This window comes from Streptomyces sp., assembly GCF_019510245.1.
Taxonomy (GTDB): domain Bacteria; phylum Actinomycetota; class Actinomycetes; order Streptomycetales; family Streptomycetaceae; genus Streptomyces.
Genome location: NZ_JAEKKT010000072.1, coordinates 1 through 26,497, shown reverse-complemented (window position 1 = coordinate 26,497; position 26,497 = coordinate 1). Strand labels below are relative to the sequence as shown.

Below are 26,497 nucleotides of genomic sequence, written 5' to 3'. Positions count from 1 at the left end.
CAGCGGCCCTACACCTCAAACGCCGAACGCCAGGCCGCGTTTCCCGACTGGCTGGACTGGTACAACTACCACCGACCCCACACCGGGATCGGCGGCCAACCACCAGCCAGCCGCGTCACCAACCTCTCCGAACAACACATCTAGAGCGTGTGCGGGTTATCCACAGGTCGGGGAAAACTTCTCGGCGCTGTCAGTGCGCCGCCCTACCGTCGTCCCATGACCTACCTTGAATCCTCCCCTCCCTGAAGGTGGAGGGGATTTCTGGCTCAGGCCGCCTCCCGGAGCAGCGCTCCAGGAGGTCTTGCGCCATCGGCACCAGCCGGGTTGAGACCAGCCCGGACGAGCATCACGCGTGCGGAGTTCTTGTCCCGTGGGGACACCGTCTTGCACACGGTGCAGGTGTAGGTACGCTCACCCAACGGCAGTGCGTGCTTGGCTCTCGCTCCGCACTGCCCGCAGTCCATCGTGGTGTACGCGGGGTGGACCAGGCGGATGTCCCGCCCGTGCTTGCGGCCCATCTCGATCAGAGCCGTCTTGGTGGCGCCGATGGCGGCGTCAGCGGCCTTGCGGGCCATTGTGGTCCTGGCCAGGAACCTCGGCCTGAAGTCCTCCACCGCGACGACGTCATGGTCGCGGACGACCTTCTTGGCCCACTTACGGGCGGTGTCCTGCCGCTGCCGGGCCACCTTCTTGTGCGCCTTGGCCCGCAGGTGCTTCGCCTCGCGGTAGCCCTTCGAGGCGGCGTGGCCCTTCTTCGGCTTGCGGCGGGCCATCATGCGGTCGTACCGGGTCAGCTTCGCCTGGGCCTTCCTGCCGTGCCCGGCGTGGGGCAGGTCGTGGTCGTCGGACGTGGTGGTGGCGGTCTCCCTCACGCCCCAGTCCACGCCTATCACGCGACCGGTCTCCGGCAGGGGTTCGGCCTGGGCGGGGACGACGAAACTCGCGTACCAGGCGCCGGTACTGTCCTGGTACACGCGCACCGAGGACGGCTGGGCCGGAAGATTACGGGACCACACCACCGTCACGACGATGCCGCCCGCCAGATACAGTCTGCCGCCCTTCAACCGGAAGCCGCGCCGGGTGTAGTTGAGGCTCGCCAGCGCCTCCCGCTTCTTCTTATGCCCGGGCATCCTCGCCCGGCGCCCCATCGGCAGCCGGTCCCGAATGTCCTTGTGCGCCTTGGCCCGGGAACGGCCGAAGTCACGGATGACCTGCTGCTGCGGAACCGACGAGCCCTCACGCAACCACGGCGTACGAGCGCGGGCCTCCGTCAGCATCCTGTCGAGCTGCGCCGGACCGCACGTGGCCTTCTGACCGGTGGCTTTGTTATGCCGGTGCACTGCCCTGGACTTGGCGACGCACTCGTTCCAGGTCCACCGGCACCTGTCCCACTCCGTCGACAGAGCACTGCGGGCGGCAGCCGACGCACGCAGCCGGTAGGTGAACCGGGCATGACCCACGCCATCGGTTCCCTCCGCTTCCGCCACGCCGACACCCCCGCTCTCGTTCCCGTCACCCGCCTCTGCCCACACACGACCATACGAGCGAGACTCGCACACCCGCACCCAACTCCCGCCACAAACATCCTCATCAGCGAACGCAGGCACATACGTTCGCCTTCACTCGGCTCCGCCGAGCGAGCGTGTGGCGCTCCACGCTCACAGGCCGGACACGGCTACGCTCCTCGTCGCCGTCACGGGATGCGATTCTCCCCCGCAAGCGGGAGGTGCCCCCACCCCGGCGCGAACACCGAGGCATCCTCGCAAGACACCAGGTGACGTCGTGACCAAGCAGGTCCTGCCCTGGGCCTGCACCACCGTCCTGGCCGGGGGTAGGGGTCACCCTGCTGCTCAGCGCGTTCGGCTGGTGGGGCGAGGTACGGCGGGCCGGGAGATCAGCGCGCAGCGCCGACCGTGCCGGAACCGTCGCCGGTGCTCGCCCCGGTGCGGAAGGTGCGGCGGTACGCGGTCGGGGTGACGCCGAGCGCTGCCTGTAGGTGCTGGCGCATCGACTGTGCGGTGCCGAAGCCCGCGTCGCGGGCCACCTGGTCGACGGAGAGGCCGGTGGACTCCAGGAGGTGGCGGGCGCGTTCGACGCGTTGCCGGGTGAGCCACTGGCCGGGGCTGACACCGGTCTCCTCGCGGAAACGGCGGGTGAAGGTCCGTACCGACATGGCCTCCGGCTCGGCCATGTCGCGCAGCTGGATGGGCTCGTGGAGGCGGCCGAGGGCCCAGGCGCGGGCCGCGGTGGTGGTGGCCACCTGGGGGTCGGGGACCGGGCGGTCGATGTACTGGGCCTGGCCGCCGTCCCGGTGCGGGGGGACGACCGTACGGCGGGCCACCTCGTTGGCGACGGCCGTGCCGTGGTCGCGGCGGACCATGTGCAGGCACAGGTCGATGCCGGCGGCCACCCCGGCGGAGGTGAGGATGTCGCCGTCGTCGATGAAGAGGACGTCCGCGTCCACCTCCAGCTGCGGGAACAGCCGCTGGAGGTGGTCCGCCTCGGCCCAGTGCGTGGTCGCCGGGCGGCCGTCGAGGTAGCCGGCGGCGGCCAGGACGTAGACGCCGGTGCAGATGGAGGCGAGCCGGGTGCCGGGGCGGATGTGGGCGAGGGCGGCGGCCAGTTCGGGGGTGAGGACACCCTGCTCGAAGACCGGCCCCAGCTCGTACGAGGCCGGGATGATCACCGTGTCGGCGGTGGCCAGCGTCTCCGGGCCGTTCGCCACGTGGATCGCGAAGTCGGCGTCGGTCTCGACCGGGCCGGGCGGGCGGACCGAGCAGGTCACGACCTCGTAGAGAGGCCGGCCCCGGTCGTCCTTGGGGCGGCCGAAGATGCGGTGCGGGATGCCCAGCTCGAAGGGGAGCAGACCGTCGAGGGCCAGGACGACGACGCGGTGCGGGCGGAAGCCGGGGTCACTGCTCATGGCCCGATCCTAGCGAATACTGTCCACCGGGCCACTCGCTGGAGGGAACCCGGTGGCCGGATATTTGTGGCGTGACCCAGACAACCGAAGCCGCAGCAGCCCGCCAGGACGCGAAGCCGACCCGCTCGCCGCGCCTCCACCGTGCCTGGTTCGTCGCCGCCGTCACCTTCGTCACGATCATCGGCGCGGCCGCCTTCCGCTCCCTGCCCGGCCTGCTCATCGACCCCCTGCACACGGAGTTCGGCTGGTCGCGCGGCACGATCGGCGCGGCCGTCTCCGTCAACCTCGCGCTGTACGGGCTCACCGCGCCCTTCGCCGCCGCCCTGATGGACCGTTTCGGCATACGGCGGGTGGTGGCCGTCGCCCTGACCGTCATCGCGGTCGGCTCGGGCCTGACCGTCTGGATGACGGCGGCCTGGCAGCTGATGCTCTGCTGGGGCCTGCTGGTCGGCCTCGGGTCCGGCTCGATGGCCCTCGCCTTCGCCGCCACGGTCACCAACCGCTGGTTCACCACCCGGCGCGGCCTGGTCAGCGGCATCCTGACCGCCGCCTCCGCCTCGGGACAGCTGATCTTCCTGCCGCTGCTGTCCTGGATGGTCGAGACCTACGACTGGCGCCCGGCCGCCGTCACCGTCGCCCTCGCCGCCCTCGCGGTCGTCCCCTTCGTCTGGCTGCTGCTGCGCGACCACCCGGCCGACGTGGGCCAGAAGCCGTATGGCGCCACCGCGTTCGTACCGAAGCCGGCACCGGTGACCGGGGCGGCGCGCAGGACCCTCGGCGTACTGTTCTCCGCCGTCCGCACCGGCCCCTTCTGGCTGCTCGCCGGCACCTTCGCGATCTGCGGGGCGTCCACCAACGGCCTGATCCAGACCCACTTCGTGCCCGCCGCCCACGACCACGGCCTGCCGGTCACCACGGCGGCCTCGCTGCTCGCGGTCATCGGCGTGTTCGACGTCGTCGGCACGATCGCCTCCGGCTGGTTCACCGACCGCTTCGAACCGCGCCGCCTGCTCGCCGTCTACTACGCCCTGCGCGGCGTCTCGCTGCTGTTCCTGCCGATGCTCCTCGGCCCGTCGCTCCACCCCTCGATGGTCTTCTTCATCATCTTCTACGGCCTCGACTGGGTCGCCACCGTCCCGCCCACCCTGGCGCTGTGCCGGGAGCAGTACGGCGAGGACAGCGCCATCGTCTTCGGCTGGGTCCTCGCCTCCCACCAGGTCGGCGCGGCGCTCGTCGCCTTCCTCGGCGGCGTCGCCCGCGACGTGTTCGGCACCTACGACATGGTCTGGTACGCCTCCGGCGCCCTGTGCGCTGCGGCGGCCCTGATGGCCCTGGTGATCCGGCGGCGGCCGGTGACGGGGGCGGGGGGACTCGGCACCGTCAACCGGTCGGTGTCGGCGGCTTAGGGTAGGAACCCCGTCGGCACGGACCGGCCGTACAACTCGTCCAGACCGATCAACAGCACTCCGCCCCGAGTCGCCTCGGCGCGGAGAGCTTCGCTGAAACCGGCTGCGCTGAAACAGGCCAGCCCGCAGTGCGAGGTGTCCATGCCGCGCCCGGCCAGCAGTTCCCTTGCACGTGCGAGGCGGTCGAGGTGGTTGACTCCCATGACCGTGCCCCACTTTGCCTCGCCGAGCAGCGCGACCGACGGGCGGTTTCCTCCGGATCCCTGCTCGACGACGGCCACATCGACCTGGATCTGCCGACGTTCCTTCGTATCGGTCACAACGCCGCTGCCCACCTCACCCAGAGACGTACTCAGCAGGGTCCGCCCGGGCCCCAGGACGTACTCACGGCACATCGCCTCGAAGTGCGGACCGGCCACCTGCGCCGCGAAGCGCTGGTCTGCCTGGGCCCACACCTCGGTGGCCTGGCCCGCTTCCAGCCGGGCCCAGGCCGGACGCATGACGGCCTCGTAGAAGGTGATCAGGGGCTCGGTGATGCGGTACTGGGATTTCCCGGCCCGGAAGATGTCGGCCTCCCGCACCAGAAGATGGCTGTCCTCCAGGACATTGAGCGGGTGCGAGATGTCGACGGACTTGCGGCCGATGTAGCCCGCGATGCCTCCACGCGTGGTGTTGCCCTGCGCCACGGCAGCCAGCACCGAGTGGTACAGCGCCGTGTCCCGGATCTCTGCCTCCTCGGCAAGCAGGTAGCGGGCCTCCCGGAAGAGGGGACTGAACGGGGAGAGAACTGTGCGGCAGATCCATTCGCCGAAGCTGTCCAGGTCGGCGGGGACATCGTCCGCCAAGAACTGGCGGCGGTAGGCCGGGGTGCCGCCGAGGATCGCGTGCAACCGGGCCGCCAACGCGGGATCCGTGGCGACACCCCAGAAGTCCGCCGCTGCCCGATAGCCGAAGGGCCGTACGACGAGTTCGAGCTGGGCCCGCCCTCGCAGCGGCGCACTGCTGGCCAGCAGTCCGCCCATGACGGACATGGCCGAGCCGCACAGCAGCAGTCGCATGCGGCTCTCCTCCACCTGGCCCCGGTCGATCGCGCGCTGGATCAGTGAGGGAAGCTCCGGAGCCGCCCGAACGAGATACGGGAACTCGTCGATGACCACGAGAAAAGGGGTGTCCGGTGCCTGGCCGCCGGGTGTCCGGGCGCCGGCGGCGGAGAGCCCGAAGAGATAGGTGACCGCGTCGTTCCAGGTGGCGAACGAGAAGGGCACAGGCGAGCCCACGTGTTCGGCCAGGGCGGCGCTGAACTGTCGGAGAGACTCCGCCTCGGTGGCGTCGGTGGCCCCGAAGTAGAACCCGCCGCACTGTTCGACGAGAGCCCGCAGTAGATACGTCTTCCCCATACGACGCCTGCCGCTGAGGACTCCGAGCGCTGCGTGCGGTACGGGCCGGTCCGCAAAGGCCGTAAGCGCGTCCCACTCGGCGCCTCGATCGAAGACGCGTGACGGCTTGGCCGGCCTCGACTGCTGCATGACCACTCCCGGGGTCTCGCTCGCCAACTACTCTTAGGGATGCACTTCTAAGGAGTGTATCCCTAATCACTCAGGCGCTGAGGAAGCTTCCGATGGTGAGCGCCAGCGTCGCCACCCCGAGGAAGGTGGCAGCCGCCCGCCGCGACTGCCTGGGTGCTCGTCACCGTGATGATCAGGTTCTGTGAGGACAACGGTCTGCTCGACATCTCCCTCACCGGTGACGCGCCGTCGGGTGACCGCGTGCTCCAGGCCGTCGACCGGTTCCGCGATCACCCCGTCATGGGCATGGTGCTCGGGGATGGCAGCAGCCTTCTGGGCGGGATGCGTCCAGGAGCGCGAGCATGCGCCGAACTGCTCGACTTCTGGCGTGGCAGGACACCCGACGGTGCGCTCGTTCACGACTTCACGGACGCGACGCGGTCCACGAGCTTCCTGGCTGACCTCCACTCCTCGCTCGACGACGGCGCGCGTCAGTCGTACGGACAGGTACCCACACCTCGCTTCGTCGTCGATCTTGTACACGACCTCACCCTCGAACCTGCCCTCGCCCAGCAGGCGTCCGAAGCCGGACAGCGGCTCCTCGATCGTGCGGTCCGCATCGGATACGCCGCCAACACCGGATCCGACGACCTCTTCTGCGCCACAGGCGTGTATGCCCTGTACGGCCTGGTCACCGAGGAGGGGCTGACCGCCCTTGGAGAGGTTCCAGGTATCGCCCTGGGCGAGCGGGCCTTCGAGATCGCGTTGGCGAGACGGGTCGCCACGGGCGAGGAACAGACCGATTGGTTCACCCGCCATGCGACGACGCCGGTGACCGATGTTCCCGGACACTGGCCGGCCTCGTACCGGTACCTGGTAGAGCGCCGTGTGCACGCCATCCGGCAAAACCCCCTACTGGCCCTGCTGGAACAGCCCGAGCACAAGCGGCGGTGGGCCGCTCCGCCCTGGGAGGTCCTGATCCACGGCATCCTCAAGGAGCGACTGCTGGACCGGTGCGAGTCGCCGCGACTGTGGTACCGGCAAGCGGCCCAGGACCGGCATCCCGTGACTCTGACGGTCCGCAACCTGGCCGAACTGCTCAGCAGCGACGAGGACTTCACCTCCGTGGCGGCGCTCTATTCGCAGTCCTACGCCCAGGGGGCGGCGAACGTGGGCGAGGTGCTGGTCGAACTCCTCGCCGATGAGCACGTTCCGCAGGCCGAGCCGCTCCGGTACAAGGCGTCCGGCCTCGACAAACGGCGTCGTTGGGAGGAGCTGTGGGAGGCGCAGCGCCGGGACGACGGCCAGGGGCAAGTCGATGGTGAGGTACCTCACCCGGTACCACCGCGCTTCACGTCGGCGGACTTCCTGAGGCCCTCCTACTGGAGGCGGCGCGGGAAGTACGACATGCCGAGCGAGCGTTTCGTCTCGTTCGCGTCGTCGGCGTCGCCGCTGTCCCTCACCACGACGATCGGCTGGGCGGGCTGGAGCGCTCACGAGCGTGCCCTGGCGGTACTGGACCTGCTCGACGCCGAGTCCCATGCCCATACGCACCGCCCGGCATCGGCCCTGCCGCTGCTCAGGGCGCTCGTGGACCAGCTGCCCTGGATCACAGAGCCCGACGGCGAACCTTCCGCTCACGCGCGAGCGGGGAAGGAGCTTCTTGACAGCCTGTACGCCGGACACCTCACCCGTCTCGGCCTGTCCGCAGAGGAAGTGCTGTCCTGGCGTCCCGTCGCTCCGAAAAGAGGCAGGCCGCGCAAGAGCGCTTGATCAGTTACAGGAAGCGTCCTTCGTGGAACAGCAGCGGCGCCCGGTCCGGGGCCTCGCCCGTCCCCAGCGCGGTCACCCGGCCGACCACGATCAGGTGGTCGCCGCCCGTGTGGACCGCGTGGATCGTGCAGTCGATCCAGGCGGCGGCGCCGGTCAGCCGGGGGGAGCCGGAGACCGGGGCCGCGTCGTGGGCGACGCCGGCGAACTTGTCCGCGCCGCTCACCGCGAAGGCGCGGCACAGCTCGCCCTGGCCCGCGCCGAGGACGTTGACGCAGAAGACGCCGGCGCGGGCGATGCGCGGCCAGGTGGCCGACGTACGGCCGACCATGAAGCAGACCAGGGGCGGGTCGAGGGAGAGCGAGGAGAAGGACTGGCAGGCGAAGCCGGCCGGGGAGGACTCGCCCTCGGCGGCCGGCGCGGTGATCACGGTCACCCCGGTCGCGAAGGTGCCGAGCACGCGCCGGAACTCCGCCTGTTCGACCGGCGCCCGCTCGTCCGCGCGCACGCACCGCAGCTCCGGGCGCGGCAGCGCCTCCACGGGCCCCGCCGCGGGAACCGACCTCAGATAGCGGACGGCAGCCGCGGCCGCCCCTGCGTGTCCCATCATCTCTTCATTGAAAGTGACGGAGCGTCAGATGGGAAGGGGCGGGGGCCCGGTATCGCCGTCATCGGCCCTGGAAATCGGGGCTCCTGCGCTCCATGAAGGCCCGCACCCCGTCCTGCGCGTCCCGGGTGGTCATGTTGATCTCCTGGGCCGCGGCCTCGGCGGCGAAGGCCGACGCCCGGTCGGTGTCCAGGGACGCGTTCACCAGCTGCTTGGTCAGGGCGAGGGCACGGGTGGGGCCGGCGGCCAGGCGGGCCGCCCAGTCCCGTGCCGTCTTCGCCAGCTCCTCGTCCGGCACGACCCGGTTGACCAGGCCGAGGCGTTCGGCCTCCGGCGCGGAGAGCGCGTCGCCGAAGAACATCAGCTCCTTCGCGCGGTGCGGGCCGATCAGGCGGGGGAGCAGGTAGGCACCGCCGCCGTCGGGGACCAGGCCGCGCCGCACGAACACCTCGATGAAACGCGCCGATGCGGCGGCCAGGACCAGGTCGCAGGCGAGCGCGAGGTGCGCGCCGAGACCGGCGGCGGTGCCGTTGACGGCCGCGATCACCGGCTTCTCGCAGTCGAGGACGGCGGCGACCAGCCGCTGGGCGCCGAGCCGGATGGTGCGGGCCACGTCACCCGGCACGCGCTCGGCGGTGCCGCCGCCGCTGCCGCGCAGGTCGGCGCCCGCGCAGAAACCGCGGCCGGTGCCGGTGACGACCACCGCGCCGATCCCCGGGTCCGCCGAGGCCTCGCCGAGGAGGTGGATGACGTGGTCGCGCTGGTCGGGGGTGAGGGCGTTGAGCGCGTCGGGGCGGTCGAGGGTGAGGTGGGCGACCCGCTCCGCCGTCACGTACCGGACGGTTTCCATCAGCGGCACACCGCCAGCGCGTCCAGCGCCACCGCGCCCTGGCCCTGCTCCAGCACCATCAGCGGGTTGATGTCGAGCTCGGCGAGCTGGTCGCCCAGTTCCAGGGCCATCCGCTGGACGCGCAGGATCACCTCGACGAGCGCGTCGAGGTCGGCCGGCGGCCGGCCCCGCACCCCGTCCAGCAGGGCCCGCCCGCGCAGCTCCGCGAGCATGTCCCGGGCCTGGTCCTCGCCGAACGGCGGCACCCGTACGGCGGCGTCGTGCAGGACCTCCACCAGCACCCCGCCGAGCCCCACCGTCACCGTCGGCCCGAACAGGTCGTCGTGGGTGACCCCGACGACCATCTCCACGCCCCGCTCCACCATCTGGCAGACCAGTACGCCGTCCAGCGCGACCCCCTCGTAGCGGGCGATGTCGGTCAGGTCGCGGTACGCGTCCCGGACCTGGCTGGCCGAGGTCAGGCCGATCTTCACCAGGCCCAGCTCGGTCTTGTGCGCGATCTGGCCGCCGGACGCCTTCATCACCACCGGGTAGCCGACCAGCCCGGCCGCGCGCACGGCCGCCGCCGCGCTGGTCACCAGCTGCTCGCGCGGCACCCGGATGCCGTACGCGCGCAGCAGCTGCTTCGCCGCGTGCTCGCTCAGCTGCTGTCCAGGCCGCATCAGCGCCAGCGCCTTGCGGTAGGAGGGCGAGGGGGTGCGCGGCGCCTCGTCGAAGGGGGACCGGTAGTCGCTCACGAAGCGGTGGTGGTCCAGGTAGGCGCGGACGGCGGTGAGGCAGTTGCCGACCGTGCGGAAGGTGGCCACCCGGGAGGAGCCGAGCAGGACGTCGCGGTAGGCGGCCTCGGTGCCGACCGGCGAACCCCACACCACGCAGACCAGCTTGTCGCTCGCCTCGGCGGCGTCGACCAGGTCCTGGACCAGCTTGTCGCTGAGCGGCGGGAAGGGACCGGTGATCGGGCAGACCAGCACCCCGACCTCCGGGTCGGCGAGGATCGCGTCGATGATCTTCCGGCCGCGCCAGTCGCCCACCGGGTGCCCGCCGTTGTCGACCGGGTTGGCCACGCTCAGGTACTGCGGTATCCACTGGTGCAGTTCGGCCTGCCGGGCCTCGGACAGCACCGGCAGCTCAAGGCCCAGGCCGGCGGCCAGGTCGGCGACGTGCGCACCGGTGCCGCCCGAGATCGAGTAGACGACCACCCCGTCGGCGCGCGGCGCCCGCGCCCGGGCCAGCAGGGCGGCGGTGTCCTGGAGTTCGTCGAGGCCGTCGACGCGGATCACCCCGTACTGCCGCAGCGCCGCGTCGACCACGTCGTCCGCGCCGGTCAGCTTGCCGGTGTGGGAGGCGGCGGTGCGGGCGCCGGCCTCGGTGCGGCCGACCTTCACGGCGACCACGGGCACCCGGCGGCGGGCCGCGCGGTCGGCGGCGAGCAGGAAGGCACGGCCGTCCTTGAGGCCCTCGACGTAGCAGGCGATGGCGCCGACCTCGGGGCGCTCGGCGAAGTAGGAGATGAAGTCGGCGGTCTCCAGGTCGGCCTCGTTGCCGGTCGGCGCCCAGTGGGAGAGGCGGATGCCCAGCTCCTGCGCGGCGAAGACGGGTCGGCCCTGGTGGCCGGACTGGGTGATGAGGGCGATCGAGGGGCCGTCGAGATCGTCGCGGAAGCGCTCGAAGGCGTTCAGGTTGGTGTTCGGGCCGAGCAGCCGCAGCCCGGAGCGCCGTACGGCCGCCGCGAGGCGGGTCTGGGCGGCCGCGCCCTCCTCGCCGGTCTCCGCGAACCCGGAGGCGAAGGCGACCGCGAACCTCACCTTGGCCTCGGACAGTTCCTCGATCACCGGCAGCGGGTCGGCGACCAGCAGCACGGCGAGGTCGACCTGCTCGGGCAGGTCGGAGACGGAGGGCACACAGGCGAGGCCGAAGACCGAGGGCCGGGTCGGGTGCACCGGGTGCACCCGGGCCCCGACCTGCCCGGCCCAGTCGAGCAGCTGCCGGGTGATGCCGGTGTTGGGCCGCCCCTCGGCGTCCGAGGCGCCGATCACGGCGACGGACTCGGGGCGGAAGAACCTGTCGAGATCCGGTACGTCCGCGTACAGCGGCCGTCCGCTGACGTCCAGCGCGTCCGCGTCGCCCGAGTCGGCCGCACGGCCGTGGACGGCGGGCCCGGGACGCTGCTCACCGCAGGCGATGACCCGGGCCCGGCGGGAGTCGGTGGTGAGGGTGCCGTGGGTTGATCCAAGCATCGTTCCGCCCGCTCCTGTGTGACAGCACAATTACCTGACGCAGTGTCAGATTACTGAACTGACGCTGCGTCAGGAACTGGTCTGCACGCAAAGTTGAGGGCCGAAGCAGTACTTCCTCTCAGCCGAGGGCGGCCAGCACCTCCTTCGCCACCCGCTCGCCCGACCGCACCGCCCCGTCCATGTACCCGGTCCAGAACGTCGAGGTCTCCGTCCCGGCCCAGTGGATCCCGCCCACCGGCGCGCGCAGCGCGGCCCCGTACTCGGTGAGCACCCCGGGCGGCGCGTAGGCCACCGGGCCGCCCCGCGAGAAGCCCTCATTGTCCCAGCGCTGCAGCACGAAGGAAGCGGGGGATTTGGCCTTGTCCCCGAAGTAGTCGGCGTAGTCGGCCAGCACGGCGGCCCTGACGTCGGCCTCGCTCGCCGCGTCGTACGCACGCATCTCGTCGGCCTCGATGAAGCCCATCAGGGCGCCGTAGGAGCCGTCCGGCGGGGAGTTGTCGAAGGTCGAGCGGACCACTCCGGAGTCGCTGACCGCCTGGCCGTTGAGGCCGTCGGCCCGCCAGAACGGGGTGTCGTAGACGGCGATCGCCTTGCCGATCGAGCCCATCGGCATCCGCTGGGTGAGCTGGTCGCGGGCGGCGGGGAGGAGGGGGTCGTACGTGATGCGGGCGGCCAGCGGGGGCGGCAGGGCGACCACGACCCGGGTCGCGTTCACGGTGATGCCCTCCGCCGTGACGACGTACGTGCTCCCGGACCTGACGATCGACCGCACCGGCGCGCTCAGCACCACCCGGTCGCCGAGGGTCGCGGCGAGCTTGATCGGCACCTGCTGGGAGCCGCCGACGAAGCGGGACTCCTGGGCGCCGCCCGCGGTGTCGGTGAGGCGTTCCAGCGTGCCGGCGTTGGACTCGTCGCCGGCGGCGGCGATGTAGAAGAGGACGTAGAGCAGGGAGAGCTCGCGGGGCTGGGCCGAGAAGATCGACGTACAGGCCAGGTCCAGCAGGAACTTGGCGGAGGGCACGATCGCGTGGGCGTTCAGCCAGCTCTCGAAGGTCTGCTTGTCCCACTCCGCGGCCTTGGCGGCGGTCCACGGCGCGTCCACCGGGACCTGTGCGGCCATGCTGTCCAGCTCGGACTGCACGATCGCCGCGTTGGCGAGGCCGGCCGCGTCCACCGGCGGGACCGAGCCGAGCAGGCCGCTGGTGTCGTACGGGGTGCGGTTGCCGTCCTTGTAGAGCAGGTTGTTGCCCGTGTTGTACGTGGTGAAGGTGGCCACGCCCAGGGAGTCGGCGAGGGCCTTGATGCGGTTCTGGGTGGGGCCGATGAACTCGCCGCCGCCCTCGGTGGAACCACCGTTCGCCAGCTTCAGGTTCACCACCCGGCCGCCGACCCGGTCCCGGGCCTCCAGCACGGCCACGGACCTGCCGCCGGCCACCAGGTCGCGGGCCGCGGTGAGGCCGGCTATGCCGCCGCCGACGATCGCGACGTCGACGGTCCGGGACGCGGCGGCCGAGGCGGTGCCCGCGGCGACCGCGGTGAGGCCGACGGCCCCGCCGGCGGCACCGCCGAGAAGGGAACGGCGGGAGAGCCGCGGGGAGGTCCGGGGGAAGAGCTGTCTTTCACGTGCCACGTGCGTCCTCCGTGCTGGGCGAGAGGGGGTGGAACCGGAAAGTTGAGCAGGGCTCACATTCTGGTCCGGGACGCGCGCGCGATGCTACCGCCGGTAACAAACAGCACCCGTCGCATGCGTCACATGGGCAACGGGGTTGCTATGTAGGGGGGTTGAGGCTATCTGCGCCGTCTGCGGCCGCTCGGCGTTCGTCGTCTGCGGTCGTGCGGCGTTTGCGGTCGGCGGCCGTGCGTTGTAGGCCGTGGGCGATCGCTCGGCGTTCGGGGTCGGCGGCGGTTCGGCGTACGTCGTCTGCGGTCGTGCGGCGTTCGCGGTTCGGCGGCCGTGCGTTGTACGCCGTTCGTGACCGCTCGGCGTACGCCGTCGGCGGCTGTGCGGCATTCGCCGTCGGGCGTCGTGCGGCGTACGTGGTCCGCAGTCGTGTGGTGTTCGCCGTCGGCGGGCGTGCGGCCTACGCCGTCGGCTGCCGTTCGGACCGGGCCTGCCGTTGGCGTTCGGCGGTCCGCTTCGCGGCCGTCCTGGCGACCGCCTTCGCGATCTTCTCCGCGTCGATGGCCATCTCGCGGATGTTGCCGCTGATGGGGTTGGTGTAGCCGGTGAAGTAGAGGCCGGGGGCGTTCTTCGGGGTGCGGGGGCCGTGGGTGACCGGGCGGCCGCGGTCGTCGAGTACGCCGAGGTGGCCGACCAGGTCCTCCAGGGCGCGGACGTATCCGGTCGCGGCGATCACCGCGTCGGGGGAGATGCGGGTGCCGTCGGCGAGGACGACCTCGCCGTCCTCGAAACCCTCGACGGCGGCCACGATCTCGACCTTCCCCCGGCGCACCGCCTCGATGAGGCCGACGTCCAGGATGGGGATGGCGCCCTGCTTCACCCGGCTGTAGAGGCCGCTGTCGGGGCGGGGCAGGCCGTGCGCGGCCAGGTCGGGCACGCTGACCTTGGCCATGGTGCGGGCCAGCCGGTCGACGAAGGCGGTCGGGAGCCGTCGTACCAGGATGGAGTTGTACTGGGCCGCCCAGCCGGCGGTGGAGCGGCGCACGATGTGCGGGACCGTGCGGACCGCCAGCCGCACCCGGGCGGCGCCGCCCTCGGTCAGGTCCACGGCGATCTCGGCGCCGGTGTTGCCCGGGCCGACGACGAGGACGTCCCGGCCGGCGAAGGGCTCGGCGTTGCGGTACGCGCCGGCGTGCAGGAACTCGCCGCGGAAGCCGTCCCGGCCCGGCCAGTCGGGGATGCGCGGGGTGTGGTTGAAGCCGGTGGCGACCACCACCGCGGAGCCGGTCAGCTCCCGTCCGCCGGAGGCGTGCAGCAGCCAGCCGTCGCCGTCGGGCGAGCGTTCCACGCGGGACACCTCGACGCCGGTGACGATCTCCAGCTCGTGGTGCTCGGCGTACTTCTCCAGGTAGCGCACCACGTCGTCACGGGAGACCCAGCGACCGAAGCGGCGCGGCACGGGCAGTCCGGGGAGCGCGGACAGACGCCGGGTGGTGTGGAGGTGGAGGCGGTCGTAGTGGCGGCGCCAGGACGCACCGACGCCGTCCGACTTCTCCAGGATCACGGCACGGATGCCCCGGGCCCGCAGCGCGTACGCGGCGGCGAGCCCTCCGGGGCCCGCGCCGATGACGTAGACGGGCGAAACGGTGGGGGGGAACACGGCCATGAGCGCGAGCGTAATCACGCCTCACGTTGATGGGTCTCGGTCAAGACCGGAATTGGTTGCGGATTGATCACACCCGTAGGAGAAGTGGGTGGGACCTGTGACTTAGCCCACCTCATTTGGCGGAAGCCGGCCCGAATCCGCCGGAATCCGGTCCGGAATGCGAAAGGCCCGTGACGACGAACCCCGGTGCGCCGAGGCCCGACGTCACGGGTGGGCGGTGCCCTTGGACAGACGGGGAAAGGCCACCGCGTTGGGGAGGCTGTCGCGGCTTCGGAAGGGCCCTCACGATGGCGAGATCTTCTTACTTCCGCGGTGGCCCGTTCATTCCGCTTGCCCTTCCTGCCCTTGCCGTAGCCCGTCACCGTGGCGATCCAGGCGATGAAGTCGCCCGGGTCGGTGTCGGCGCCGTGGCCCTCGTGTTCTGCCCACCCGGGTCTAGGCTGCGCTTCGGGATCTGACGTAACGTCAGATTCATGGACGCGACGAGTTCCGACGGCATACGCAGCGAGCGCCCGCGACACGACCGCCCCGAACCGGACGCCTTCACCCGCCCCTACTGGGAGGCCGCGGCCGAAGGCCGCCTGCTGATCCGCCGCTGCCGTGCCTGCGGCCGGGCCCACCACTACCCCCGGGAGTTCTGCCCGCACTGCTGGAGCGAGGACGTCACCTGGGAACGGGCCACCGGCCGCGCGACCCTCTACACCTGGTCCGTCGTCCACCGCAACGACCTCCCGCCCTTCGGCGACCGCGTCCCGTACGTGCCCGCCGTGGTCGACCTCGCGGAGGGGCCGCGCATGATGACGGAACTGGTCGGCTCGGATCCGGCGACCCTGCGCGCCGGCCTGGAGCTGGAGGTCGCCTTCCGGGAGGGGGCACCGGTGTTCCGCCCGGCACCGGCGCGGCCGTACTGAGGCAGGCCGGGCCGTGCGGGAAGACCCGCCGGGGCCTCGCCCGCCGCCCGCGTTTGAATGGCCCCATGGCCCTCACCGACGAACAGCCCGCAGCCCACCGCCCCGACGCCACCCCGCACGGTCACGGTCTGCGGCTCGACCGCTGGGACCCGGACGCGGAGGCCCAGGTCGAGGCGTGGCTGCGATCCCGTACCGACCCGGACTTCCGCCGCTGGAGAGCGGCGCGACCCTCGGTCACGTCGGCGTCAACATGATCGACCGGACCTTCCGTACGGCGAGAGTCGGCTACTGGACCCTCCCCGAGGCCCGGGGCCGCCGGGTCGCCACCCGTGCCCTCGCCCTGGCGACGGACTGGGCCTTCGCCGCACTGGGCCTCCACCGCCTGGAGCTGGGCCACGCCCTCGGCCATGACGCGTCCTGCCGGATAGCCCTGACGTGCGGCTACGGCTACGAGGGGACCCTGCGCGGCGCGATGTTCGAGGCCGGCCGGCAGGACGCCTTCCGCGACGTGCACCTGCACGCCCGGCTGGCCACGGACCCGAGCCCGGACGTGGACCAGGTCCCGCCCGCGTCCCCGCCCCGGTCCCCGGCGCGGGACTAATTCACGTGCGGAGCACGGCGATCCGCGGCCACCATCGACCATGGCTCCCGAATCCTCCGCCCTCGCCTGGCACTTCACCGCCGACGTCGACGAATTCCTCAACCGCGCCCACGACTTCCTCCACTCCCGCCCGGACCTGTGCACCGTTCACCTCACGGTGACGGCACAGCTCCGGCTGCGGGGGCCGCGGGCGTACGGCGACGACCCGCCGTTCTTCGGTTTCCTGACCCGCGGCGACGGCGGCGTGGCCGCGGCGCTGCTCCACACGCCCCCGTACGCCCTGAACGTCACCCGCCTCACGGCCGACGAGACCGAGGCGCTGGCCGAGCGGCTGCTCGCCCTCGGCCACCCCGTGTCCGGGATCTCCGCCGAGCGCGCCACGTCGGAGGCGTTCGCGGCGGAGTGGGAACGCCGGACGGGGGTGTCGGGAAAGCCGCGCGAGCTGCAACGCCTGTACCGGCTGGCCGAGTCGACGCCGCCCGTCCCGGTGCCGGAGGGCCGGGCGCGGCCGGCCGGCGCGTCCGACCGGGACCTGCTGATCCGCTGGTACGAGCGGTTCGTGGCGGACGCGGGCCTGCGGGCCGGCCGGGACGCGGCGGAGTGGGCCGACTTCCGCCTCTCGTACGGCGGCGTCACCCTCTGGGAGACACCCGACGGCACCCCCGTCTCCATGGCCGGCGTGACCCTGGCAGTCGCCGGCCAGGTCCGGATCGCGCCCGTCTACACCCCGCCGGACCTGCGCGGCCGCGGCTACGCCGGTGCGGTGACCACGGAGGTGGGCCGGGCGGCGCTGGCCGCGGGCGCCGCCGAGGTGCTGCTCTTCGCGGACCTCGCGAACCCGACGAGCAATGCGCTCTACCAGCGCATCGGCTACCGGAAGGTGGCCGACTGGGCGGTGTACGACCTCGGGGAGGGGGCCTGAGCGCCGGCGCTCACGGCCACAGCAGTTCCCTCCGCCATCCGCCGTCCGGCTCCGCCGCGTAGCGGAGCCGGACGTGGCGGCGGTCCGGGTCGCCCTGGAAGAACTCCGCCTCCTCGGGGCGCAGGTGGTAGAGGGTCCAGGTCGGGGAGGGGGCGGCCGGGTCGGCGTGGGCGCGTCGCCAGGCGGCCTCCGACTCCGTGCGCAGTTCCTCCAGTGAGGACAGGGGGCTGCTCTGGCGGCCGGTGAGGGCCGCCGCCAGGGCGCCCGTCGAGCGGGCGTGCAGGTCGGCCTGGCTCTCCTCGGCGGGGGCCGCGGTGACGGGGCCGCGGAGCCGGACCTGGCGGCCCAGGACCGGCCAGTAGAAGGTCAGGGCCGCGTACGGGCGGGCGCTCAGCTGGTGCCCCTTGCGGCTGGTCGCGTGCGACGCGAAGGACCAGCCGTGCGCGTCCGCGCCGTGCAGCATCACGATCCGCACGTCCGCCCGGCCCGCCTCGTCCGACGTCGCCAGCGACACGGTGTGCGGCTCCGGCTGCCCGGCCGCCACGGCCTCCGCGAACCACGTGGTGAAGAGGGGGAGCGGTGCCTCCGGAGCCGCCGCCGGGTCGAAGGGCCGTAGCTCGGTGGCCTCGGGGGACCAGACCCGGAGCGACGTCAGGAGCGCGTGGAGATCCGTTGCAGCCATGTGCCGAGTATCACTCGGCACCTCCCGCAACCGTGTCATCAGCCACCTCGTACGGTGGCCCCGGGGCCTCGCGGCCAAACCCCGGGGCACAACCGCGCGAACCGCTGCGAACACCTGTGCCCCGGCCCCACACTGTCCGGCATGAGGGGACCGAAGACCGTGAAAGTGGCCGTACGCCACGTAAACGGCGATGCCGGACGGCGCAGGACACGGGCCGTCACCTGGGCCGCGCGCGACTTCCGGCTGGTGCGGCCGGCCGAGGGGCGGGACCGGGTCGAGCTGGAGTGTCCCGTCTGTACGGCGGCCGTCCTCGCCGAGGTCGCCGACCACGCGCGCACCCGGCGGGTGCGGAACGTCTGGGCGGCCGTGTCGGCACTCTCCCTCCTCGTGTCCGTCGCCGCCCTTGGCTACGCCGTCCACCAGGGCGGCAGGTCCGTGCCCGCGGGGCAGGCCGTGCCGGTCCTCCTCCCGGTCAGCGTGATCGTCGCCGTCGCCGGGCTCGTCATGACGCCCACGGCGTGGGTGCGCGGCCGCCACCACATCGGCGTCGTCCTGCTCGACGGCCCGGCGCCGCGGCGCGGCCACCGGATCGTGGCGGTGCGCCAGACGCTTCGCTGAGGAGCGGCGAGATGGGGCGGGACGGGTCCGTCGGTCGGGTGCGGCGCCTTCGTGGCTGGTCGCGCAGTTCCTCCCCCAGCCTTCGGCTGGGGGTACCCCCAGCGCCCCTGACGGGGCGCTGTGCGGGGGGCTTGTCAGTGTCGGGTGAACTGGACCCCGGTTCGCTGGACCACGTTCGGGCGGACGGGGAGGGCCGGGACGGTGAGTTGCTCGCCGTAGATGTCGGTGAGGCGGAGCTCGGCGCCGCAGCCGGTGCCCTGCTCGGAGAGGAAGTAGTTGTAGCCGGTGCGGGTCAGCGCCAGCCAGCTGCCGCCGGTACGGACCTCCAGGCGGGCCAGCGGGTTGCGGTGGCCGATCGCCTGGATGCCGCACCAGTACTGGCTGGAACCGGTCTTGTAGCGGATCGAGACGGTGTCGGAGGTGGCCGGGCTCAGCAGGCTCCAGGTGATCGCGATCCGGCCCGCCGACAGGGGGGCCAGTTTCGCGAAGGCCTGCTGGCTGAGGTCGAGTTGGCCGACCGCGCAGGGTGCCGGGCACTCGTTGGTGATCCGTACGGTGATGGCCGTACCGCTCGCCGCGCGGACGGAGACGTACGCGCCGCAGGCCTTCGCCGTCTCGTAGTCCGCGGTGTTCATCGCCGCGGTCATCACGTCGGAGGTCGGGCCGAAGGAGCAGGCGCCGTCGCCGTTTCCGGCGTCGTAGGAGGTGGCGACGCCCTGGTAGGTGGTGCCGGGGCGGATCCGGCCGGCCGCGGGGGCCGTGGTGGTGGCCGAGGAGGCACCGGCCGCCGAGCGCCGGGCCGGGGTGGCGGACGGGGTCGCCGGTACGGACGCGGAGGCCGGCGCGGTGGTGTGCCTGCTCGCCGTGCGGGACGGCGTGGGCGTCGCGGACGGCTTTCGCGACGGGGCCTTCGGGGTCGCCGCCGCGCTCGTCACGGCGTCCGACGCGGCTCCGGAGACCGCACGGTCCCGTCCGGTGGCGCCGGCCGCGGCGCCGGGGCGGAAGGCCACGACCAGGGTCACGACCAGGGCGACGGCGGCGACGGCGGCGACCGCGAGCAACGGACCGCGGACCGGGCGCCATGCGAAGTCCCGGTCCGGCTTCGGCTGCGTGCGGCGGCGGTGTGAGGAGGGGGCCACGGAGTGTTCCTTACGCGATTCGGCGGTGCACGTCCTTCGAACATCGAAGCTTCCGGTACGACAGTTGCCGCCGGGTCGGAAGAGGTTGCCGTCGATGCGCGAGAAAGTTGCCGCCGATCGGTGGGGGACGGTCCCGTGGCTACACCCGCCCCAGCACCACCGTCCCCGAGGAGCAGAACCAGCCCCCCGTCCCCGACGCCACCCCCAGCTCCGGCAGCCCCCCGTCCGCCCGCCGCACCTGCCGGTCCCCGGCCTCGCCGCGCAGTTGCCGTACCGCCTCCACGAGGAGGAACAGACCGCGCATGCCGGGGTGCTGGGCCGACAGGCCGCCGCCGTCCGTGTTCACCGGGAGTTCCCCGCCCGCGACCTTCAGCCGCCCCTTCTCCACGAACGCGCCGCCTTCGCCCTTCGCGCAGAAACCGAGGTCCTCCAGGGTGACGAGGGTCATGTAGGTGAACGCGTCGTAGATCTCGGCGAAGTCGATGTCGGCGGGCGTGACGCCGGCCCGCCGGAAGGCCAGCCGGCCGCTCACCGCGGCCGGGGAGACCGTGAAGTCCTCCCACTCCGACATCGTGGCGTGGGAGAGGCACTCGCCCGTGCCCAGCACCCACACCGGGGCGGACCGGCAGTCCCGTACGTACTCCTCGGCCGCCAGCAGGACCGCCGCGCCGCCGTCCGAGCGGATGCAGCAGTGCAGTTTGGTGAAGGGGTCGGCGATCATCGGGCCGGACAGGACCTCGTCGACGGTGACCGGGGTGCGGAACATCGCGTCCGGGTTCAGTGCCGCGTTGGCCCGTGCCTGGACCGCGACCTCGGCCAACTGCTCGACGGTGGTGCCGTGTTCGATCATGTGGCGGCGGGCGGCCATCGCGTACTTGGCGATGAGGGTGTGGCCGTAGGGGACCTCGAACTGCAGGGGGCCGCGGGCGCCGAAGGACAGGTTCCCGGTGCGCCGCCCCGCCCTGATGTCGGCACGGGCCGTCGAGCCGTACACCAGCAGGACCGCGTTGGCGTGGCCCGCGGCGATCGCGTCGGCGGCGTGGGCCGCCATGACCTCCCAGGTCGAGCCGCCGACGGAGGTGGAGTCGGCCCAGGTGGGGCGCAGGCCCAGGTACTCGGCCACCTCCACGGGCGCCAGGGTGCCCAGCCCCGCCGAGGCGAAGCCGTCCACCGCCTCCCGGCCGAGGCCCGCGTCGGCCAGCGCACGGCGGGCCGCCTGGGCGTGCAGGGCGTAGGGGGTGGCCTCGTCCACCCGGCCGCAGTCGGAGAGGGCCACGCCGACCACGGCGACCTTGCGGGGTCCAGTCATGAATCTGACGGTACATCAGATACGGTGGACTCCACCCCTGTGCATCTGCATCCGGCGCCCCTAGCATGACGGGCCGTCAGATCGTCAGGAGGTCCGGTCATGGACGCCCGCTTCACCGACGAGCAGGACGAGATCCGGCGCGCCCTGCGTGAACTGCTCCACAAGCGCTGCGGCACGGAGGAGGTGCGGGCCGCCGTCGACAGGCCGCAGGGGTACGACCCCGGTCTGTGGACCGCCCTCGGCGAACAGCTCGGCCTGCCCGGCCTCGCCCTGCCCGAGGCGTACGGCGGCGCCGGCTGCTCCCGTACCGAAGTCGCCCTCGCGGCGGAGGAGTTGGGGCGGGCCCTCGCCCCCACCCCGTTCCTCGCCACCGCGGTGCTCGCCGCCCCGCTGCTGCTCGCCCTCGGCACCGACGCGCAACGCGCCGACCTGCTCCCGAGGATCGCCGACGGCGGCCTCACCGCCGCCCTCGCCGTCCCCGGCACCCGGCTCGGCACCGCCCTCGCGCTCACCGGGCCGGGCGGCGCCGACTGGGCCGGCGGCGGGCGGGCCGGGGGCGTCCAGGCGAGGCGCACGGGGGACGGGTGGCGGCTGTACGGGGAGGCCGACCAGGTGCTGGACGGGCACAGCGCCGGGTTGCTGCTCGTCCCCGCGCACACCGGCGGGTACGCCCGCTCGCGCGTCGTCCTCTTCCTGGTGGCGGGCGACGCGGCCGGCGTCGTACGGACCCGGCGGACCAGCCTCGACGCCACCCGCAGCCAGGGGCGGGTACAACTGCGCGACGTACAGGCCGAGCTGCTCGGTCCCGACGAGGACACCGACGTCCGTACCGCCCTCGCCGCCCTCGGCGACTTCGTGGCCGCCGTGCTCGCGGCCGAGGCCGTGGGAGCCGCCGACCGGGCGCTGGAGCGGACCGTGGAGTACGTGAAGCAGCGGGAGCAGTTCGGGCGGGCGATCGGGTCGTTCCAGGCGGTGAAGCACCGGCTGGCCGACGTGTACGTGGCGGTGCGGGCGGCCCGGTCGGCGGCCTACTATGCGGCCTGGGCGACCGTCCACGAAACAGGTGGTGCGGCGCGAGGCGCCACCTTGGACGCGCGGTGGCGGGCGACGGGCGGGCAGGTCGGCGGGCTGGCGCTCGCGCAGGCGCTGGAGGCGCTGCGGATCGCCGCCGGGGAGGGGATCCAGTTGCACGGCGGGATCGGGTTCACCTGGGAGCACGAGGCGCACCTGTACTTCAAGCGGGCCGCCGGGGACGAGCTGCTGTTCGGGCCGGGTCACCGGTTGCGCGCGCACGCGGCGGACGCGGCCGGGCTGTTCGAGCGCGGGGAGGTGGCGGTGTGATCGGCGAACGGCTGGTGCAGAAGGTGTCCGCCACCCGGGGGTTCGCCAAAGTGGCCCCGCACGTGGTCCCGGCGCTGGACCGGGCCGTGCACCGGCTCAGCGGCGGCCGGGTGCTGCTCAGCGCCCAGATGCTGCCGGGGGTGATCCTCACCTCCACCGGCGCGCGCAGCGGGCGGCCCCGCCGGACGCCGCTGGCGTGCATGCCCGAGGGGGACGGCTGGCTCCTCGTCGGCTCCAACTTCGGGCGCACCGGGCATCCCGCCTGGACGTACAACCTCCTCGGCCGTCCCGACGCCGAGATCAGCTGGAAGGGCCGGGACATCCCGGTCATCGCCCGGCTCCTGGAGGGCCCGGAACGGGAGGATGCCTGGCGGCGACTGCTGGTGTTCTGGCCGCCGTACGCCGCCTACCAGAACCGGGTGGCCCGCCAGATCCGCATCTTCCACCTGACCCGCCGGCAAAGCGATTGAGCTCCGCTGGAAGCGCCGCCGATGTCGACCGCGGCACCGTCGTGGCCGCTCGCGCAGTTCCTCCCCCAGCCTTCGGCCGGGGGTACCCCCAGCGCCCCTGACGGGCGCTGCAGCCGCGGTTTCTTTCCAGCGCCCCGTAAGGGCGCGGGGAACTGCGCGATCAGCCCCCGCGGACCCGCGGCCGAGGGACTACCCGCCGGTACGCCCGCAGCCGGAAGGAGACCGCGGGCGAAGTGCCCCATCAGGGGCGCGGGGAACTGCGCGATCAGTCCCCCGCGCGCCCGCGGCAGGGGGACTACCCGTCGTGCCGTACGGCCGTCGGTGTTCACGTCGGCCGTTCCGCGGAGCGGCACCCGCGTTTCGTCGGCGGGCGGTCGGAGGCTGGGATGACGCGTTGCGCATTCCCGACCCCGAAAGGCCGACGAATGAACACACGGCCGGCGGCCTGCCTCGTGGGCGCCGTGACGGTGGCGGTGTCCGCGCTCGCCGTGCCGCCGGCCGGCGCCGCGGCCGGGCCCCGCTGCGCCGACCTCGCACGGACGGTGCTCGCCGGCTCCCACGTGAAGAGCATCAGCTCGGAGCTCGTACCCGCCACCGCGACGCTCCCGGCGTACTGCCAGGTCGACCTCGTGCCCACCCGGGCCGTCGACGTACGCGTCACCCTCCCGCTCAGCCCCGCCGACTCCGGTACCGGCGGCACCTACATCGGCGCCTGGAACGGCCGGGTCCTGAACACCGGCGGCGGCGGGTACGGCGGCGACCTCGGCGACCTCGGTGTGCCGGTCCTGCGCGGCGAGGTCGGTTCCGTCACCGACACCGGCCACAGCTCCGCCTGGTGCGACGCGACCGACCCGAAGACCGGCAAGGCCAACGCCCAGCCCGCCTGCGGCGAGGCCGGCGGCGGCTTCGTGCTGTCCCCCTCGGGCGAGCTGAACACCCAGCAGGTCGACGACTTCATCGACCGCAGCCTGCACGAGCAGACGGTCTGGGCGCTCTCCCTCGCGAAGAGCTACTACGGCCGGGCCGCGCAGCGGAACTACTGGGTCGGCGGCTCCACCGGCGGCCGGCAGGGCTGGGAGATGGCCCAGAAGTACGGCGACGAGTACGACGGCTTCCTGCTCGGCTACCCGGCGGTCAACTGGAACCGGTTCATCATCGGCGAGGCCTGGCCCGCGGTCGTCGTCAACGAACTCCTCGGCCCCGGCGGCCTGTCACCCGCGAAGAGCGACGCCGCGAACGCCGCCGCCGTCGCCGCCTGCGACCCCGCGGACGGCGTCACCGACGGGGTCGTCGCGGACCCCCGCCGCTGCGCCTTCGACGCCCGCGAGGTCAGGGGCCTCACCGCCGCGGAGGCCGAGGCCGTCGACCTCATCTGGGACGGCCCGCGCGACGCCCACGGCAACCGGCTGTGGGGCGGCATCACGCGCGGCACCACCTTCGAGGTGCTGCTGCCCGGCGGGAACACCATGAGCCCGCTGATCGAGACGTACGTCCGCAACTGGCTGCAGCAGGATCCGGGCTACGACTGGCGCAAGAACCTGACCATGGAGAACTTCCCGCGGTTCTTCGAGGCGTCGTACCGCAAGTTCGAGAAGACCGCCGCCACCGACAGCACCGACCTGTCCAAGGCCCGGAGGAAAAACGCCAAGATCCTCGCCTACACGGGGACGAACGACCCCCTGATCCTGCCGTTCAACTCCTACAACTACCAGCAGCGCCTCTTCCGCCGGTACGGCGTCCAGGGCACCCGCTCCTTCGTCCGCACCTTCTACTTCCCGGGCGTCGGCCACACCGAGCCGGACCTCACCGGCACCACCGACGCGCGCTCGCGGCTCCTGGACGTCCTGGAGGCGTGGACCGAGCACGGCCGCGCCCCCGAGTCCTTCGGCCAGAAGGGCCCCGTCACCGGCACCGGCCGCACGATCTGCGCCTACCCGGACACCGCCGCCGCCCCCGGCGCGGGTGCCCCCTGCACGACCAGGACGAGCGTGCCCGCCGACCTGGCCGCCGAGTCGACCACCGTCCTGGACCGCCCCTGACGGCCGCGCCCCGAAGGCGGAGCGCTCAGAACAGGCGCTCCCCCAGCAGCAGCGCCCCGATGCCCAGCATCGCCGCCCCCGAGGTGCGGGTCACCGCGCGGGCGGCCCTCGGGCGGGCGGCGAGCAGGACGTGGGAGAGGGTGCCGACGGTCAGATAGAGGGCGGCGCAGGCGGCCATGTGCAGGGCAGCCGAGGACGGCGGTCTGGGCGGCCACCGGGAGGTGGGCGCCCGTCGTGACCAGGAACTGGGGGAGCACCGAGAGGTAGAGCAGCAGCGCCTTCGGGTTCAGGCCGCTGATCGCGGCGCCCCGCCAGAAGCCCTGCGGCCCGGCCTCCGCCTCCCGCGGGACCGTCGGGCGGCGCAGCACGCCCCAGCCCAGCCACAGCGGGTATCCGGCACCGGCCACGGGCAGGACCGTGAGCAGCTGCGGCGACCGGGCGACCGGGCGACCGGGCGACCAGCACCGCGAGCCCCGCGACCGCCGGCGCGGTGTGCAGCGCGTACCCCGCGACCAGGCCGGCCACGGCACGCGGCACCGAGCGGCCGCGCACCCCGGCGGCGATCACGTACGCCCAGTCGGCGCCCGGCACGCACACCAGCAGCAGGTCGACGGCGAGGAAGGAAAGGAGACGTCCGGTGTCCATGGGGAGGGACATGAGAGTGCGACAGGCCCGAAAGTGTTCCCGAAATTTGCTCGGGGGCGGCGATTCCGGGGGAGAATCTTGCGCATGGACGACGTGGACCGGAAAATCCTTGCCGAGCTCCAGCAGGACGGGCGGCTGACCGTGACCGAGCTGGCCGGGCGGGTGCGGCTGAGCGTCTCGCCGTGCCACCGGCGGCTGCGCGAGCTGGAGCGGTCGGGGGCGATCGGCGGGTACCGGGCGGTGGTGGACCCGGCGGCCGTGGGGCTGACCTTCGAGGCGCTGGTCTTCGTGTCCATGCGGCAGGAGGACCGGGACACGGTCGCCGACTTCGAGCGGGCGCTCGCGGAGATCCCCCAGGTGCTGGACGCGCAGCGGCTGTTCGGCGAACCCGACTACCTGCTGCGGGTGGCCACCGCCGACCTCGCCGCCTTCCAGCGGCTCTACGACGAGCGGCTCGCGACCCTGCCGGGCGTGCAGCGCCTCACCTCGACGCTGGTGATGAAGCACGTGGTGCGGGACCGGCCGTTGCCGGCGTAGGACGACAGGCGGTGGTTCACCGCTGCACGTGAACCACCGCCTGCCAGACAGGACCCAGGGCGCGGGCTACTTCGTGGGCTTCTTCCCGGTCACGCCCAGGTACACCAACAGCGCCAGGTTCGGCTTGAGTTCGGCCTGCTTCACGCCCCAGGTCTGGAAACCCTTCTGGTGCGCGGCGACGGCCGCGAGCATCGCGACCAGCGAACCGGCCACGGCGGCCGGGTTCACGTCCTTGTCCACCCTGCCCTTGGACTGCAACTCCGCGATGGAGTCGGTCAGGGAGTTGTTCACCGAGTTCAGGATCTTCATACGGATCTTGTAGAACCGTTTGTCCCCCTCGGCCGCCCCGAGGTCGACCACGCGCAGGATCGCGTCGTTCCTGCGCCAGAACTCCAGGAAACCGTCGACGAGTTCCTGCGCGGTCGCCCAGCCGGCCTTGCCGACCCAGGAGCGGTCGGCCAGCAGCTCGGTCAACTGACCGCCCTCGGTGGCCATTTGCTCGGCGATCTCCAGGACGGCGCCCTCGACGTCCGGGAAGTACTGGTAGAAGGTCGCGGGCGAAGTGCCCGCCTTCCGGGCGACATCGATGACCTTGACGTCCCGGTAAGGGGAGGAGCTGAGCATCTCGCTGAGGCAGTCGAGCAGCTTCTGCCGGGTCGCCTGCCCACGCCGGCCGGCCACGCGGCCGTCGACGGTAC

At 72.6% G+C, this 26,497-nt stretch carries 23 protein-coding genes and 2 pseudogenes; 11 read left to right on the top strand and 14 right to left on the bottom strand.

Annotation, left to right across the window (positions count from 1 at the left end):
* Window positions 1-144: integrase core domain-containing protein (locus tag JF597_RS04235; RefSeq protein ID WP_293989017.1), on the top strand; the 144-nt coding region annotated here is incomplete at its 5' end.
* A gap of 122 nt (window positions 145-266) precedes the next feature.
* Here JF597_RS04235 and JF597_RS04230 read toward each other — a convergent pair.
* Entirely contained in the window at window positions 267-1,487 is a 1,221-nt protein-coding gene (locus tag JF597_RS04230) for a transposase (RefSeq protein WP_293989011.1), read from the bottom strand.
* 407 nt (window positions 1,488-1,894) lie between these two features.
* Entirely contained in the window at window positions 1,895-2,923 is a 1,029-nt protein-coding gene (locus JF597_RS04225; RefSeq protein WP_293989008.1) for a helix-turn-helix domain-containing protein, read from the bottom strand.
* Between the two features lie 71 nt (window positions 2,924-2,994).
* Between JF597_RS04225 and JF597_RS04220 the strand changes: the two genes are divergently transcribed.
* Window positions 2,995-4,329, top strand: a complete 1,335-nt coding sequence (locus tag JF597_RS04220) for an MFS transporter (RefSeq protein ID WP_293989005.1) — start codon at window positions 2,995-2,997, stop codon at window positions 4,327-4,329.
* Here JF597_RS04220 and JF597_RS04215 read toward each other — a convergent pair.
* Window positions 4,326-5,855, bottom strand: a complete 1,530-nt coding sequence (locus JF597_RS04215; protein WP_293989002.1) for an ATP-binding protein — start codon at window positions 5,853-5,855, stop codon at window positions 4,326-4,328. The two genes, JF597_RS04220 and JF597_RS04215, sit on opposite strands and share 4 nt — an antisense overlap.
* Window positions 5,856-6,023: 168 nt before the next feature.
* Between JF597_RS04215 and JF597_RS04210 the strand changes: the two genes are divergently transcribed.
* Window positions 6,024-7,607, top strand: a complete 1,584-nt coding sequence (locus JF597_RS04210) for a hypothetical protein (protein WP_293988999.1) — start codon at window positions 6,024-6,026, stop codon at window positions 7,605-7,607.
* A 4-nt stretch (window positions 7,608-7,611) separates the two neighbouring features.
* On the opposite strand, the gene JF597_RS04205 is transcribed toward JF597_RS04210, so the two are convergent.
* The 5 genes from JF597_RS04205 to JF597_RS04185 all read right to left on the bottom strand — a co-directional run bounded on the left by JF597_RS04205 (window position 7,612) and on the right by JF597_RS04185 (window position 14,585).
* Window positions 7,612-8,211, bottom strand: a complete 600-nt coding sequence (locus JF597_RS04205) for a flavin reductase family protein (RefSeq protein ID WP_293989014.1) — start codon at window positions 8,209-8,211, stop codon at window positions 7,612-7,614.
* Between the two features lie 61 nt (window positions 8,212-8,272).
* Window positions 8,273-9,061, bottom strand: coding sequence for an enoyl-CoA hydratase-related protein (locus JF597_RS04200; protein ID WP_293988996.1), 789 nt, complete (start codon window positions 9,059-9,061; stop codon window positions 8,273-8,275).
* Complete coding sequence (locus tag JF597_RS04195) at window positions 9,061-11,298, bottom strand: acetate--CoA ligase family protein (protein ID WP_293988993.1); 2,238 nt, start codon at window positions 11,296-11,298, stop codon at window positions 9,061-9,063. The genes JF597_RS04200 and JF597_RS04195 overlap by 1 nt, the downstream gene beginning before the upstream one ends.
* A gap of 118 nt (window positions 11,299-11,416) precedes the next feature.
* On the bottom strand, window positions 11,417-12,928 hold the full coding sequence (locus tag JF597_RS04190; RefSeq protein WP_293988990.1) for an FAD-dependent oxidoreductase: 1,512 nt from the start codon (window positions 12,926-12,928) through the stop codon (window positions 11,417-11,419).
* 451 nt (window positions 12,929-13,379) lie between these two features.
* Window positions 13,380-14,585, bottom strand: coding sequence for an NAD(P)/FAD-dependent oxidoreductase (locus JF597_RS04185; RefSeq protein ID WP_293988987.1), 1,206 nt, complete (start codon window positions 14,583-14,585; stop codon window positions 13,380-13,382).
* Between the two features lie 473 nt (window positions 14,586-15,058).
* Between JF597_RS04185 and JF597_RS04180 the strand changes: the two genes are divergently transcribed.
* The 3 genes and pseudogenes from JF597_RS04180 (at window position 15,059) to JF597_RS04170 (ending at window position 17,019) form a co-directional block, all read left to right on the top strand.
* Window positions 15,059-15,496 (top strand): Zn-ribbon domain-containing OB-fold protein, encoded by a 438-nt coding sequence (locus JF597_RS04180; protein ID WP_293988984.1) that lies wholly within the window; start codon window positions 15,059-15,061, stop codon window positions 15,494-15,496.
* Window positions 15,497-15,561: 65 nt separating this feature from the next.
* Window positions 15,562-16,097 (top strand): annotated as a pseudogene (locus JF597_RS04175) (GNAT family protein).
* 40 nt (window positions 16,098-16,137) lie between these two features.
* Window positions 16,138-17,019, top strand: coding sequence for a GNAT family N-acetyltransferase (locus JF597_RS04170; protein ID WP_293988981.1), 882 nt, complete (start codon window positions 16,138-16,140; stop codon window positions 17,017-17,019).
* Between the two features lie 10 nt (window positions 17,020-17,029).
* Here JF597_RS04170 and JF597_RS04165 read toward each other — a convergent pair whose 3' ends face one another.
* Window positions 17,030-17,701, bottom strand: coding sequence for a pyridoxal 5'-phosphate synthase (locus JF597_RS04165; RefSeq protein ID WP_293988977.1), 672 nt, complete (start codon window positions 17,699-17,701; stop codon window positions 17,030-17,032).
* Window positions 17,702-17,842: 141 nt separating this feature from the next.
* Between JF597_RS04165 and JF597_RS04160 the strand changes: the two genes are divergently transcribed.
* Window positions 17,843-18,319 (top strand): hypothetical protein, encoded by a 477-nt coding sequence (locus tag JF597_RS04160; RefSeq protein WP_293988974.1) that lies wholly within the window; start codon window positions 17,843-17,845, stop codon window positions 18,317-18,319.
* 134 nt (window positions 18,320-18,453) lie between these two features.
* Here JF597_RS04160 and JF597_RS04155 read toward each other — a convergent pair whose 3' ends face one another.
* Together JF597_RS04155 and JF597_RS04150 are read right to left on the bottom strand one after the other, a co-directional pair.
* Entirely contained in the window at window positions 18,454-19,458 is a 1,005-nt protein-coding gene (locus JF597_RS04155) for an expansin EXLX1 family cellulose-binding protein (protein WP_293988971.1), read from the bottom strand.
* 139 nt (window positions 19,459-19,597) lie between these two features.
* Window positions 19,598-20,767: an acetyl-CoA acetyltransferase gene (locus JF597_RS04150; RefSeq protein ID WP_293988968.1), complete on the bottom strand. Its 1,170-nt coding sequence runs from the start codon at window positions 20,765-20,767 to the stop codon at window positions 19,598-19,600.
* Window positions 20,768-20,866: 99 nt separating this feature from the next.
* Here JF597_RS04150 and JF597_RS04145 point away from each other — a divergent pair, with 99 nt between their 5' ends.
* The 3 genes from JF597_RS04145 to JF597_RS04135 all read left to right on the top strand — a co-directional run bounded on the left by JF597_RS04145 (window position 20,867) and on the right by JF597_RS04135 (window position 24,617).
* Complete coding sequence (locus JF597_RS04145; RefSeq protein ID WP_293988965.1) at window positions 20,867-22,108, top strand: acyl-CoA dehydrogenase family protein; 1,242 nt, start codon at window positions 20,867-20,869, stop codon at window positions 22,106-22,108.
* Entirely contained in the window at window positions 22,105-22,578 is a 474-nt protein-coding gene (locus JF597_RS04140) for a nitroreductase/quinone reductase family protein (RefSeq protein ID WP_293988961.1), read from the top strand. The genes JF597_RS04145 and JF597_RS04140 overlap by 4 nt, the downstream gene beginning before the upstream one ends.
* A gap of 425 nt (window positions 22,579-23,003) precedes the next feature.
* Window positions 23,004-24,617: a tannase/feruloyl esterase family alpha/beta hydrolase gene (locus tag JF597_RS04135; RefSeq protein ID WP_293988958.1), complete on the top strand. Its 1,614-nt coding sequence runs from the start codon at window positions 23,004-23,006 to the stop codon at window positions 24,615-24,617.
* A 25-nt stretch (window positions 24,618-24,642) separates the two neighbouring features.
* Here JF597_RS04135 and JF597_RS55460 read toward each other — a convergent pair whose 3' ends face one another.
* Window positions 24,643-24,795 (bottom strand): hypothetical protein, encoded by a 153-nt coding sequence (locus tag JF597_RS55460; protein ID WP_366916376.1) that lies wholly within the window; start codon window positions 24,793-24,795, stop codon window positions 24,643-24,645.
* A 106-nt stretch (window positions 24,796-24,901) separates the two neighbouring features.
* Window positions 24,902-25,024, bottom strand: a pseudogene (locus tag JF597_RS55455) (LysE family translocator); the annotation flags it as partial.
* A gap of 322 nt (window positions 25,025-25,346) precedes the next feature.
* On the opposite strand from JF597_RS55455, the gene JF597_RS04125 reads away from it, so the two are divergent.
* Complete coding sequence (locus JF597_RS04125) at window positions 25,347-25,799, top strand: Lrp/AsnC family transcriptional regulator (protein ID WP_293988955.1); 453 nt, start codon at window positions 25,347-25,349, stop codon at window positions 25,797-25,799.
* A gap of 66 nt (window positions 25,800-25,865) precedes the next feature.
* Here the strand turns inward: JF597_RS04125 and JF597_RS04120 are convergent.
* Window positions 25,866-26,497: TetR family transcriptional regulator (locus JF597_RS04120; RefSeq protein ID WP_293988952.1), on the bottom strand; the 632-nt coding region annotated here is incomplete at its 5' end.

Excerpts from the sequence above, each read along its gene's own strand:
- JF597_RS04225 (WP_293989008.1), bottom strand. The coding sequence starts at position 2,923 with ATGAGCAGTGACCCCGGCTTCCGCCCGCACCGCGTCGTCGTCCTGGCC.
- JF597_RS04150 (WP_293988968.1), bottom strand. The coding sequence starts at position 20,767 with ATGACTGGACCCCGCAAGGTCGCCGTGGTCGGCGTGGCCCTCTCCGAC.
- JF597_RS04210 (WP_293988999.1), top strand. The coding sequence starts at position 6,024 with ATGATCAGGTTCTGTGAGGACAACGGTCTGCTCGACATCTCCCTCACC.
- JF597_RS04200 (WP_293988996.1), bottom strand. The coding sequence starts at position 9,061 with ATGGAAACCGTCCGGTACGTGACGGCGGAGCGGGTCGCCCACCTCACC.
- JF597_RS04160 (WP_293988974.1), top strand. The coding sequence starts at position 17,843 with ATGAGGGGACCGAAGACCGTGAAAGTGGCCGTACGCCACGTAAACGGC.
- JF597_RS04195 (WP_293988993.1), bottom strand. The coding sequence starts at position 11,298 with ATGCTTGGATCAACCCACGGCACCCTCACCACCGACTCCCGCCGGGCC.
- JF597_RS04215 (WP_293989002.1), bottom strand. The coding sequence starts at position 5,855 with ATGCAGCAGTCGAGGCCGGCCAAGCCGTCACGCGTCTTCGATCGAGGC.
- JF597_RS04205 (WP_293989014.1), bottom strand. The coding sequence starts at position 8,211 with ATGGGACACGCAGGGGCGGCCGCGGCTGCCGTCCGCTATCTGAGGTCG.
- JF597_RS04165 (WP_293988977.1), bottom strand. The coding sequence starts at position 17,701 with ATGGCTGCAACGGATCTCCACGCGCTCCTGACGTCGCTCCGGGTCTGG.
- JF597_RS55460 (WP_366916376.1), bottom strand. The coding sequence starts at position 24,795 with ATGGCCGCCTGCGCCGCCCTCTATCTGACCGTCGGCACCCTCTCCCAC.
- JF597_RS04135 (WP_293988958.1), top strand. The coding sequence starts at position 23,004 with ATGAACACACGGCCGGCGGCCTGCCTCGTGGGCGCCGTGACGGTGGCG.
- JF597_RS04185 (WP_293988987.1), bottom strand. The coding sequence starts at position 14,585 with ATGGCCGTGTTCCCCCCCACCGTTTCGCCCGTCTACGTCATCGGCGCG.
- JF597_RS04170 (WP_293988981.1), top strand. The coding sequence starts at position 16,138 with ATGGCTCCCGAATCCTCCGCCCTCGCCTGGCACTTCACCGCCGACGTC.
- JF597_RS04145 (WP_293988965.1), top strand. The coding sequence starts at position 20,867 with ATGGACGCCCGCTTCACCGACGAGCAGGACGAGATCCGGCGCGCCCTG.
- JF597_RS04125 (WP_293988955.1), top strand. The coding sequence starts at position 25,347 with ATGGACGACGTGGACCGGAAAATCCTTGCCGAGCTCCAGCAGGACGGG.
- JF597_RS04180 (WP_293988984.1), top strand. The coding sequence starts at position 15,059 with ATGGACGCGACGAGTTCCGACGGCATACGCAGCGAGCGCCCGCGACAC.